The organism is Streptomyces sp. NPDC002884 (assembly GCF_040295245.1).
GTDB lineage: Bacteria > Actinomycetota > Actinomycetes > Streptomycetales > Streptomycetaceae > Streptomyces.
In genome coordinates this window covers 99,493-110,571 of the sequence record NZ_JBEOVB010000030.1, presented here as the reverse complement: position 1 = coordinate 110,571, position 11,079 = coordinate 99,493, and the positions used below count along the sequence as shown (strand labels likewise).

General features: G+C 69.9%; 9 protein-coding genes and 2 pseudogenes. 3 read left to right on the top strand and 8 right to left on the bottom strand.

From position 1 onward, the window contains the following. Positions 1-310: 310 nt before the first annotated feature. Both ABT070_RS36900 and ABT070_RS36895 read right to left on the bottom strand, forming a co-directional pair. Complete coding sequence (locus tag ABT070_RS36900) at positions 311-922, bottom strand: hypothetical protein (RefSeq protein WP_351767270.1); 612 nt, start codon at positions 920-922, stop codon at positions 311-313. A 349-nt stretch (positions 923-1,271) separates the two neighbouring features. After that, positions 1,272-2,699, bottom strand: a complete 1,428-nt coding sequence (locus ABT070_RS36895; RefSeq protein ID WP_351767269.1) for a helix-turn-helix domain-containing protein — start codon at positions 2,697-2,699, stop codon at positions 1,272-1,274. A 146-nt stretch (positions 2,700-2,845) separates the two neighbouring features. Here ABT070_RS36895 and ABT070_RS36890 point away from each other — a divergent pair. Together ABT070_RS36890 and ABT070_RS36885 are read left to right on the top strand one after the other, a co-directional pair. Continuing rightward, a pseudogene (locus tag ABT070_RS36890) lies at positions 2,846-3,229 on the top strand (HAD-IA family hydrolase); the annotation flags it as partial. A gap of 493 nt (positions 3,230-3,722) precedes the next feature. Further along, positions 3,723-4,391, top strand: coding sequence for an HAD-IC family P-type ATPase (locus ABT070_RS36885; RefSeq protein ID WP_351767268.1), 669 nt, complete (start codon positions 3,723-3,725; stop codon positions 4,389-4,391). Between the two features lie 330 nt (positions 4,392-4,721). Here ABT070_RS36885 and corA read toward each other — a convergent pair whose 3' ends face one another. Both corA and ABT070_RS36875 read right to left on the bottom strand, forming a co-directional pair. Further along, entirely contained in the window at positions 4,722-5,816 is a 1,095-nt protein-coding gene (corA, locus tag ABT070_RS36880; protein WP_351767267.1) for a magnesium/cobalt transporter CorA, read from the bottom strand. 709 nt (positions 5,817-6,525) lie between these two features. Further along, positions 6,526-6,819, bottom strand: a pseudogene (locus ABT070_RS36875) (transposase); the annotation flags it as partial. 324 nt (positions 6,820-7,143) lie between these two features. On the opposite strand from ABT070_RS36875, the gene ABT070_RS36870 reads away from it, so the two are divergent. After that, positions 7,144-7,647 (top strand): hypothetical protein, encoded by a 504-nt coding sequence (locus tag ABT070_RS36870; RefSeq protein WP_351767266.1) that lies wholly within the window; start codon positions 7,144-7,146, stop codon positions 7,645-7,647. A 39-nt stretch (positions 7,648-7,686) separates the two neighbouring features. Here ABT070_RS36870 and ABT070_RS36865 read toward each other — a convergent pair whose 3' ends face one another. The 4 genes from ABT070_RS36865 to ABT070_RS36850 form a co-directional block, all read right to left on the bottom strand. Continuing rightward, positions 7,687-8,619, bottom strand: coding sequence for an alpha/beta fold hydrolase (locus ABT070_RS36865; RefSeq protein ID WP_351767265.1), 933 nt, complete (start codon positions 8,617-8,619; stop codon positions 7,687-7,689). Between the two features lie 138 nt (positions 8,620-8,757). Then, on the bottom strand, positions 8,758-9,339 hold the full coding sequence (locus tag ABT070_RS36860) for a TetR/AcrR family transcriptional regulator (protein ID WP_351767264.1): 582 nt from the start codon (positions 9,337-9,339) through the stop codon (positions 8,758-8,760). Between the two features lie 28 nt (positions 9,340-9,367). Beyond that, a complete protein-coding gene (locus ABT070_RS36855; protein WP_351767263.1) occupies positions 9,368-10,417 on the bottom strand; it encodes a ketopantoate reductase family protein in 1,050 nt (349 codons plus the stop codon). After that, positions 10,414-11,079 (bottom strand): CoA transferase subunit B, encoded by a 666-nt coding sequence (locus tag ABT070_RS36850; protein ID WP_351767262.1) that lies wholly within the window; start codon positions 11,077-11,079, stop codon positions 10,414-10,416. The genes ABT070_RS36855 and ABT070_RS36850 overlap by 4 nt, the downstream gene beginning before the upstream one ends.

Here is an 11,079-nt window from a genome sequence, read left to right as displayed (position 1 = left end):
GGTTGGGGGGGGGGTTGTTTTTGTGGCTGCGGGCACCGGCTCCCCGCTGGGGGGGGGGGGGTGGCCGCCGCCCAACCTATCCTGCAGGGCCGCCGTCCGTCCCACGTGGGACGGACGGCGGCCCTGCAGGATGCGGTCACCTGGCGGAGCACGGCTTCGGTGCCCCTGCGCCGGGACACGTCAGTTCAGGCACCGCTTCCCGTACTTGGGTGATGCCGTCGCTCTCGCCGCAGGCACCTGCGGCAAAGCAGCGGTCGAGCGACCCTTCTGCGATGGCGTGTGAGCACACCGCGTGCGAGCGGCGATCCGGTCAGCCCGCCCAGCGGGAGTCGAGCGCGATGGTCTGCAGGCGGTCGAGCGTGAGCGGGGGCTTCGGCCGCGTCACCGGGCCGCCCTCGGCGTAGGAGTTCACTTCCTGGACGATGACCCGGCGGCCGTCGGGGTGGAGGGTGTCGACCAGCCACACCACGGCGGAGCCGCCCTTCTCCGATGCCCGCTTGGCCCGCTTCACCTGGGTGCCGTCGGCCAGGGTCAGGGCCTGGCACGCGATGTACTCGCCCTCGCAGCCCATGAGCCCGTCCATGACGTCGCCCATGTCGTGCTGGGCGTTCACCCCGATCATGCTCTTTCCGCGGCCGTCGTCCCAGACCAGGGCGGCGTAGCCTTCCTGGCTCTGCTCGTCGGAGATCTTCGCGCCCTTGGGCAGCAGGGACTTCAGCACCCGGACCATCTGGCGGCCGGACAGCGGCGCGCCCGAGTCGGACAGCGCGGTGGAGGGGGCCGAAGCGCTGACCGGGGCGCTGGCGGTTTGCGGAGCGGCGGAGGCCTGCGCCGCCGCACCGAGCCCGAGGGCCAGGACGAGGCCGGCGGCGACGGCCACGCGGCGGGCCGGACGACGGCGTGCGGGAGTGTTCCTGTTCATGTGGTGGCTTCCTTCTCAGGTTCAGAGCGCGGGTGTTCCTGCGTCGTGGGGCGGCGGGCGGTGCGAGGCGCCGCACGCCGCCCGGGCACAGGGGTGTCCCGGTGCGCAAGCGCAGGGCGGTGGTTCGTCGTGCTGCCGGCCGGGCGGTCGTGCCGCCTCGGCCGGTGCGACATCCACAGATTCCTGGACGCCGCGGACCCCCGGCAACAGCTGCCCCCGTACCCGGGACAGTGGGACCGTCCCACCTGCGTTGACCTGCGCAAACAGGGAGGCCTGGGATGCCGTTCCGGGACGCGGGGACGACCCGCGCCGTCGCCGGCCGGTCATCGGATGTGGCCGATGTCGCCCGTCAGCCGCCTGTTTCCGCCTCGCCGTCGGCGGCGGTGGTCATGGGGACCCAGCCGGCGGGGCCGCGGTACCAGTAGTGGGGCAGCCCCGTGATGCTGGTGGTACGGAACGGGCGGCCGTGGTCGTCGATGCGCACCGTGCCGCTGCGGCCCTGCGAGGACCATTCGAGTTCGAGGTACCAGTCGCAGGTGCAGGACTCGGTGCCCGCCGAGACCAGCAGGACCTCCGGCTCCTGGAGGGACACCCGGTAGGGGAAGTCGACCGCGAAGCTCGGTGAGTCCGGGCGGCCGGCTGGCACGGCACGGGGCCGAGGTCGGTGCGCGTCGAGGTCGATGGAGAAGTAGCGGGGCTGGAGGGTGGCGCCGCAGCCATCGGCCGTGGAGTAGGCGATGCCCCTGCGGGTGGCGGGGACGGCGCGGCCGACCACGCGCACATGCAGGGCCTCCAGGACGACGGCCGCGGAGCCACGTCCCTGCACCGTGATCCGCACATTGGTGTCCCGCCCGTGCACCGCGCCCTGAGATGCGGCCCAGGGCGCGGCGTCCGCCGGGTTCGGCGGCGGCGGGACCTGCTGCGGCGGCTTGTCGATGACGTAGTCATGGTCGCATTCGAGTTCCCCCCACACCTGGGAGTTGGCGGTCCAGGTGAGCGGGGCCGGCAGGGCGGCCACACCGGTGTTCGTCCGGTTCTCCTGCGGGCCGCTGCCGCTGTGCGTGGCCGACGCGGAGGGTTGCGGTGCGGTGGCGGGGGCGGAGGACGGCGGCGGGACGGCACCGGCGCTCGCCCCGCTCTTGTGCGGGCCGCTGCCGCTGTGTGTGGTCGACGCCGACGGCTTCGGTGTGCTTGGGGCGGAAGCTGACACCGGGCCGTTGGAACGGGGGCCGGCAGCCGATGCGGTGAGAGCGGCGAGCACGACGGCGAGCGAGGCCGCCAGTGCCATCGCCCGCCCGGGCCGCCGTCGGGGGCGCCCGGGGCGGGGACCCGGCTCGCCCGCCGAGGCCGGCTCCGGGCGTGAAGTGACCGGGGAGATGGGCCCCGGGCGAGGGGCGGACGGCGGCACCGGCTCGGGTTCCTCGTCCGCCGCACTGCTGGGGCTCGGGGACGCGGCCGCGGCCGCCGTGCTCGTGGGGCCGTCGGGCGCCGGTGCCCGCCGGACGTCGCACGTGCGTGGCCGTTGCCGGGCCGCGACGGCCAGGACCCACCGGCGGTACAACTCCGCGTGTTCCGCGGGGCAGGCTCCGCACAGGGCGGCGAACCGCTCGATCCCGGCGAAGTCCAGGGGAACCGCCTCGCCCGTGCAGTAGCGGTGCAGCGTGGAGGACGTCATGTCCAGACGGCGGGCCAGCGCCGCGTAGCTGCGGTCCGTGCGCTTCTTCAAGCGCATCAGCAGGAGCGCGAACTCCCCTACCTCGTCGTGCCTTGCATCCATGCGGTGCGCACTCGCATCCATCCGTCGGCCTGTGCAGTCGTGTCCCGGTCCGGGACGGCATTCCAGGCGCTCCCCCGTACCTGCACGTCGCTACGGCTGGATTGGTTCCTGGTTGTCGGCCGTGAGCTGCAGGGGCCGCCCGGCGGATGGCGAAGGTACGGAGAGGGCCGGCGGGGCAGGTGGAGAGCGCCACACCCGTCCGCGGGCCGGAGCCCGTACGGCAGGGGCGTCTGCGGGGCAGGCCGTATGTGTACGCGAGGAGGCGGCGGCCGGTACGCCGGGAGGGAAGCGGGCGAAGGCGGGACAGGTGCCCTTTTCGGGCCAACGGAACCACTCGGCTGGAGCAGGACCTTGCTCGCCGAAGACTGGACACCCTTGCCCACACGGTGGTGAACACGGCCCGCCTCGGCGTCGCGAAACCCGACCCCCGCGTCTACCGCATCGCCGCGCAACGCGTCCAGGCGGCACCTGAGCGCTGCCTGTTCATCGATGACACCGCCGCCAACGTCCAGGCGGCTCGCGACGCGGGAATGACCGGCTTGCACTACCACCGGCTCGACGAACTGCGCAGCACACTCGCCCCCTGCTCGACCAGTAACCGCCAGGCGACGCGGTACTGGCGGCCGAGGCGCACCGCGAGGCACCAGCCGGGGCACGAGGCGAGAGGGGGCGGCCAGGCGAGTCAAGGACGGGGCGGACACAGCCGGGCACATCGTCCAGCGCGTCCTAGCGGTGGCGGATCAAGAGCGGGACGGTGCGTCAGGTGGGCAACGGGCCGGACGTCGAAGCTGGTGTACGTCCAGCCTGCGGGGATGGACAAGTTGATCGAGTTGGCGAGCACGCTCGTTTCGGGGGCGCTCATCGCTGTCCTCGCGACGTGGCTGACCAACCGCTCCCGCAACCGCCAGGAGCAGCAGGCCGAGATCGGTGCCCTGCGGGTGCAGGCCGACGCGATGACGGTGGCGGTGGCGGAACTGCAGGGCGCGGCCGCCGTGCCACGGCCTGCGCGGCAATGTCGAGGGCGTGCGCGTGCAGCTCGGGCGCCCTGGCTTCATCGATCCCGCCGACCTGTCCGGCGAGGTGGAGCGGATGCAGAGCGAGGGCGCGACCGTCGTACTGGTCGAGCGGGACGACGTCCTGCTCGGGGCCATCGCCGTACGCGACGAACTGCGCCCGGAAGCCGCCGAGACCGTACGCGAACTGCGCCGTCTCGGCATCAGGGTGGCCATGCTCACCGGCGACAACACCCGCACCGCCGAGGCTCTCGCTGCGGCTGCGGGCATCAAGGAAGTCCGAGCCGACCTGCGCCCGGAGGACAAGGCGCACATCGTCACCGAACTCCGCGCCGGCAGCGGCCGGGGCTCGGTGGCCATGGTGGGTGACGGCATCAACGACGCCCCGGCGCTGGCCACCGCGGACGTCGGCATAGCGATGGGCGCCATGGGTACCGACGTCGCGATCGAGACCGCGGAGGGGCCTGGCCACCGTGGTCTTCGTCCACGAGCTCGCCGAGGTCCTCGTCATCGCCAACGCCATCCGTGCCGCCAAGGCCACGCAGCTGCCGGGCGTCGGCCTGGCCCGCCAGGGCCGTTCTACCGCCGCGTCAATGCCCGTGGAAAGCACTCCGGACGACGACACCATCCCCAGCGCCGGGGAGTGCTGCGACGGCTGCGCGACGGACACCGCCGATGAGACACCGGCCGCCGTCCCTACCGCCGCCGTACGCCCGCTCCTGCTGATCAGTCCCCGAGGCGCGACCGAGACCGGGGTGTCGGCAGACGCGGTCATGGATTCCGGCGCTGCCACGGGGTGTTGTGACTCCTGCTCGCCCACCCAACCCGCCCGCGTCAAGCAGGGCACGTTGCTCAACCCTGTCGACGTCCCGGTCTCGGTCCGTCCGCGGAAGTCGATGTCGCTCGTCGACAGTTCCCGCCACGGCGAAGGCGAAGGGTGCTGCGACGGCCACTGACACCTCGGCCCGCCTGCAGAATCCGAACGTGAGAAGTGAAGAGGTGGGCGGGGTCAGAGCCACCCGTTGCGTTTGAAGCCTCGGTGGATGACGAAGCAGGCGGTCGCGATCACCGCGAGGACCATCGGGTAGCCGAAGCGCCAGCGCAGCTCCGGCATGTGGTCGAAGTTCATGCCGTAGACACCGCACACCATCGTCGGTACGGCGATGATCGCGGCCCAGGCGGTGATCTTGCGCATGTCCTCGTTCTGGGCGACGGTCACCTGTGCGAGGTGGGCCTGGAGGATGGAGTCGAGGAGGGCGTCGAAGGCATTGATCTGCTCGGTGACACGGGTGAGGTGGTCCGCGACGTCCCGGAAGTACGTCTGTATGTCTTGGTCGACACAGGCGCGGGGCTCGGTGGCGAGCCGGTCGAGGGGGCGGCCCAGGGGTACCAGGGCGCGCTTGAGCTCGAGGAGTTCGCGCTTCAGTTGGTAGATGCGGCCCGCGTCGGCATTTCGGGGGCTGCGCGGGGAGAAGACGTCCGTCTCGACCTGGTCGATGTCGTCCTGGACGGCGTCCGCGACCGTGACGTAGTCGTCGACGACGTGGTCGGCGATGGCGTGCAGGACCGCGGAGGGGCCCTTGGCCAGCAGCTCGGGCTCGGCCTCGAGGTCTTCGCGCAGGGGGCCGAGTGAGCCGTGGCGGCCGTGCCGTACGGTGACGACGAAGTCGGGGCCGGTGAAGATCATGATCTCGCCGGTGTCGACGACCTCGCTGGTGGCGGTCAGCTCGGCATGTTCGACGTACGTGACGGTCTTGAAGACGGCGAACAGGACCTCGCCGTATTGCTCGATCTTGGGTCGCTGGTGGGCGTGGACAGCGTCCTCAACCGCGAGCGGGTGCAGGCCGAACAGCTCGGCCACCCGCGCGATCTCCGTCTCGGTGGGCTCGTGCAGGCCGAGCCAGACGAAGCCGTGGCCGCGTTTGCGCACCCGGGCGACGGATTCCTCGACGGTGGGAGCGGCCTCCTGGCGGACGCCGTCGCGGTAGACGACACAGTTGACAACGCCGGAGCCGAGCGGGGAGCGGGCCGGGTGACTGAGGTCCACGCGCCGTCCCCGACGCACGAGGCGCGCGACTTTGCGCAGGTTGCCGACCATCGACATGCGGTGTACTCCTTCGCCGGGATCCGGCCAGTGTGCCAGGTGACGGCAAAGCGGCTGTCGGCCTCAGGACCTGGGATGTCGGGCAAGGGACCGGACAGTATGCCGGGGCCGACCTGCGGCGCCCTCGGCTGTCATCGCAGCCGAGGGGCATGAGCCTGCCGGCGGGACAGAGCGCGGACTCGGTCGCATCGGAGGTCGCCGTCGCGCGAGGAGTACGGAGCCGACCGGCCGCAGCCGAACGACGCCGGGAGTCCCCTCCCCCACACCCCCCACGTCAGAGAAGCGTCAGCACCGCGGGCCCCGGCCGGTCAACCGGCATGAAGAACAAGCACCGTGCACGCGAGCACCCCGTCGGGAAACAGGACCGGTTCTCGACCTTGTGTCTGGTCTTCCATTTCTCGCGGTCGAAGACAGACGGACGGCCTCCGGACGAACCCGGCGGAGGCGGTGTCCCACCTGGTCCCGCTTCTCCGGGAAGGTGTGCGTGATGTGCCTCTGTCGCAGGTAGTCGCGGATCTCGGGGGAGGAGTAGGCCCGGTCAGCGAGCACGTAAACGGGCCGGGTCCGCGGACGGCCACGGCCGAGGCGGGGAACGCGGATGCGGTTCATGAGCTCGGTGAACAGCGGGGCGCCGCCCCGCTGTTCACCGCGGTGACGGCGGTGGCCAGGACCTGGAAGGAGGAATCGACGGCGAGGCGGATCTTTGTGGTCAGGCCGCCGCGCGAGCGGCCGATCGCGTGGTCGTCCGGCTCGGACGCCGGATCGTCCGGACGCGTCCGGCCCGGATGGTGGTCCCCCTTTTCCGGGCCCCGGCGGCATGCTGCTGGACCCGGCAGATCGTGGAGTCGACAGAGACTTCCCACTCGATGTGCCCGGCAGCATCGGCCTTGACCTGTAACTTCTCCAGAACGCGGGCCCAGGCCCCGTCGATCTGCCAGCGCCGGAAGACCGAGTACAGGGTCTTCCACGGACCGTACCGTCCCGGTACGTCCCGCCACGGCGAACCGGTCTGGGCCCGTCACCAGATGCCGTCGAAGACCTGCCGCCGGTCCCTCGACTTGTGCCCCATTCACCGGCAACGGCGGCAACACCGCCTCCAGCCGCACCCCCTGTTCGTCTGTCAGATCTCCACGAGCCATCCGAAAATCGTTCCACAGCGGAGATCAACATCTCAAACACGCCTTAATTGGCTCCCCCTCAGGAAATGCCGAGACCTCCGCCAAACCACCTGAAACGATGACCTATCCGAGAGGCAAACGCGCTTGACGCAGCACTAACGCTGCCAATCGCCTCGCCTGAGGAAAAACTATGAACTCCTTGGAGTGTCATGTTTTCGGCAGCTTGCCCTGAAGCGTTCCCAAAGAGCATCGTCAACGTCACCGTCGCGGAATTCAGCGCGCCCGTACCGCCTTTTGTGACACGCCGCGTGGACGCGTACTGTGCCTGGCAGACGGTCCTCGACCTTTTCGCGGAAAAGGGCTGGAAGTGCCGGTACTCCGAGGAAGAAGTGGTGCGTCCGGTGCCCCAGGCAGAGGCTGTGCTGTCCCGCCCAGGGGATGCCGAGTGCCCGGCATTGCGAGTGTGGCCGACTGCCGATGTGCTGGCGATCTTCCGCTTCCGTGCAGGCAAGGAAATCGACTTCGACGTCGACCTACGGGAGTTGCAGGGCCCGAAGCGACTCGACGTGTTCTGCGGCTTCCTTCGGGCGATCGGGCGGCGGTTGGGCCGGCCGGTGCTGATGGACCCGGAGGGCAGCTACGACCGTCCAGTACTCGGCTTCGATGTGGAGGCCAATCGAGTCATCGTCCTCGAAGACCCGCAGCTCAGGTGACCGAGAATGGCCGCCGGCGGCTACCGCCCGGCCGCACGGCTACTCGCCGAAGAAGTCGAGGAGCCTTGCGGCAAGGTGGTCGGGGCGTTCCTGGGCGATGAGGTGGCCGGCGCCCGGCACTTCCTCGCCCTGGACATCTTCGGCGAGGGCGGTCATGTCGAGGGGCAGGGTGGGGGCGTGCCCGTTCGCACCTCCGTAGAGTGCCAGTACCGGAGTGGTGATCTTTCCCCGTGCCGCGCGTGCGTGGTTGGGGCCGCGGTCGCCGAGGAAGGCCCGGTAGTGGGAGAAGCCGCCGCGCAGACCGCCGGGTCCTGAGTAGCACCGTACGGACTCGTCGAAGTCCTCCTCCCGCATGGCCGCCTTGTCGGTCAGCCAGGAGCGCGTCAGGGTGGTGATGTAGAAGCGCTCCTTGCCCCGGACCAGGGCTTCGGCGAGGTCGACGTTGGCGTGCAGGCCGAAGTGGTAGGAGCCGCCGTTGGCGACGTCCATGGCGGCTTCGAGGCCGAAGCCGGGAATCAGCGTTTCCATCAGGACGAGCTTGCCGAGGGCCTCGGGGTGCTCTACGGCGTAGACGTACCCCGACCGTCCGGACACGTCGTACGCGACAAGGTGGGCTCGGTCGAAACCGAGGTAGCGCACCAGCTGGTAGACATCCTCCGCCAGGGTTCCCGCGTCGTAGCCGGTCAGGGGCTTGTCGGTGTCTCCCGTACCACGGATGTCGGGGGCGACGACCGTGTACCGCTCCGCGAGCGCGGGCATAATCTTGCGCCACTCGTGCCAGGTCTGGGGCCAGCCGTGGAGCAGCACCACCAGGCCGGGGCTCTCCTCCGGGGCAGGACCGCCTACGACGTAGTGCACCCGGATGCCGTTCACGTCGGCTGACCCGTGCCGGAAAGTCCGGAAGAAGGCGCGCTCGTCGAAGGGCTCGTGCGGGTCGATCGGCAGTGGCTGGACCGCGCGGGGAGCACGCACCGACTCTTCCTGTACATGACGGACGGACGTGGATTCAGGGGACGTGGATTCAAAGGAAAACATGGCGCTCCTTAAGCTACCGTTCAGTTCAAAACTAGGTCATGACTCGATCGCCTTCGAGTGGGCCCACAGGTGGCGTCAGCCCAGCAGGAGGAACGCCTGGGACATGACGTCCCCGAGATGGGTCCGGTCCTGGCGGCGCTTGCCGGATACGCGGATACCGTGCAGCAGGGTCATGAGGCATCGGGCCAGGGCGCGTGGTTCACGGCCTTCCGCCAGCTCGCCCTGTGCATGCGCCCTCAACAGGGCAGCCGCCAGCGCGGCCTCCGTGGCACCCCAGGCACCTTCGACGATTCTGGCCACCTCGCCGTCGCCGGGCATCATCTCGGCGACGGCGTTGACCGCGAAACAACCGAGCCGTTCCTCGTCGGCCTCCACTTCGTCCGCGTACCGCTGCATCCAGCCGCGTACAACCGGGAGTACCGGACCGGGTCGGGACAGCAGCTCGAGGTCGAGCGCCACCCGTTCCTGCGCGTAGGCGTCCAGGGCGCGCAGGTAGAGCTGGTGCTTGCTGCCGAAGGTCGCATAGATGCTAGGTCTGCCCACTCCCAGGTGTTCAACCAGGTCGGTCACAGAGGTCGCTTCGTACCCCTGCCGCCAGAACAGCGCCAGGGCATCCCGAAGCGCTACCTCCGGATCGAATTCCTTGGGACGAGCCATGTTTGGAGTCTAGCCCATTCTGAACCGTTCAGTTGAATATTCCTGGCGTGGAGTCGCTGCCCATGTCGGCCAGCAGGAGGGCGGCGGCCTCGGGGCCCGGCGCCATTTCGCGTGCCTCGATCCTGCGCGCGGCTTCGACGACGCGCTCGTTGACCGGCGCCCGTCCGCCGAGCCGCGCCTGCTCGGCAGCGATGTGTCCGTTGATCTGGTGGACCTCGCTGCGCCGGCCCTTGATCCAGTCCTGCAGGACGGTGGTCTGCTGTCCGGGCGTGACGAACCTGTCGTGGATGATGTCGAAGAGTGCCGTCGCGACCTGCTCGGGGTCGGAGACATCCTGGGCGGTGAGCCCGAGCACTGGGCGGATGGTCCGGCCGAGCGCGAGTCCGGTGCGTACGGCCTCGTTGCCTGCTTCGAGCATGACTTCCCGCATTCCCGGGATCTCCGCGGCTTCGTGCACGGTCAGGTCGAGGACGGCGGAGGTGACCAACTCGGTGCAGTTGGCGACGAGTTTCATCCACTTCGAGGAGAGGATGTCGTCGGAGACCTCCACGGTGCCGGAGTTGCGCAACAGACGTGCCACGTCCGGGGCTTTGTGTTGGGCGGCCGCGGTGAGACCGCCGACGGCGAACCACGACTGGGAGCGGGGAGTGTCACGGCACACCACGCCTGGTTCGAACATGTTGGACGCGATCTCAATGACGGCGCCGAGCGAGCGGTCGGGGCCCATCACGTCGACGATCGTGTCCAGGGTCATGCCGTTCTGGATACCGACGACGACCCCGTCGTCGGCGACGAGCGGCTTGACCAGCTCGCACGCCCAGCGGGTGTCGTAGGCCTTGACCAGTACCAGGACGACGTCGAACCGCTCGCGCAGGGTGGCCACGTCGCAGAGGTTGAACGCCCGTACCTCGGTGACCTCTTGGGCGTCGGGCATCTCGACACGGATGCCGTGCCCGCGCATCGCGGCGACGTGCTCGGGCCACTGCTCGATGAAGGTGACGTCGAGCCCGGCACGGGTCAGGTCCGCTCCGATGGAGCCGCCGTTGGCACCGGTGCCGAGCACCGCGATTCTGGTCACTGGTTCTCCTGCGCGGTCGGGGCGGTCAGGGCTGCCACGCGGACCGGTGCCGCGGTGGCTGCCTGGAGTTGACGGTGGTCGACGCCCGGCGCGGTCTCGACGAGGACGAAGCCGTCTGGGGTGACGTCGAGAACGCCGAGGTCGGTGATGACCCGGTCCACGACGCCTCTGCCGGTCAGCGGCAGGGTGCACCGCGGGAGGAGCTTGGCTTCCCCGGTCCTGGTGACGTGCTCCATGAGGACGACGATGCGGCGGGCGCCGTGTACGAGGTCCATCGCACCGCCCATGCCCTTGATCATCGCTCCGGGTACGGTCCAGTTGGCCAGGTCGCCTCCGGCGGAGACCTGCATTCCGCCGAGTACGGCCACATCGATCCGGCCGCCGCGGATCATCGCGAAGCTGTCCGCGGAGTCGAACGTGCTGGCCCCGGTCCGTAGGGTGACGGTCTCCTTGCCAGCGTTGACCAGGTCGGGGTCGACCTGGTCGGCGGCCGGGTACGGGCCCAGCCCAAGGATGCCGTTCTCGGACTGCAGCACGACCTCCACCGAGGGCAGGATGTGGTTGGGCACGAGTGTGGGCAGCCCGATGCCGAGGTTGACGTAACTGCCGTCGGGCAGCTCACGCGCGGCACGGGCCGCCATCTCGTTCCTGCTCCAGGGCAC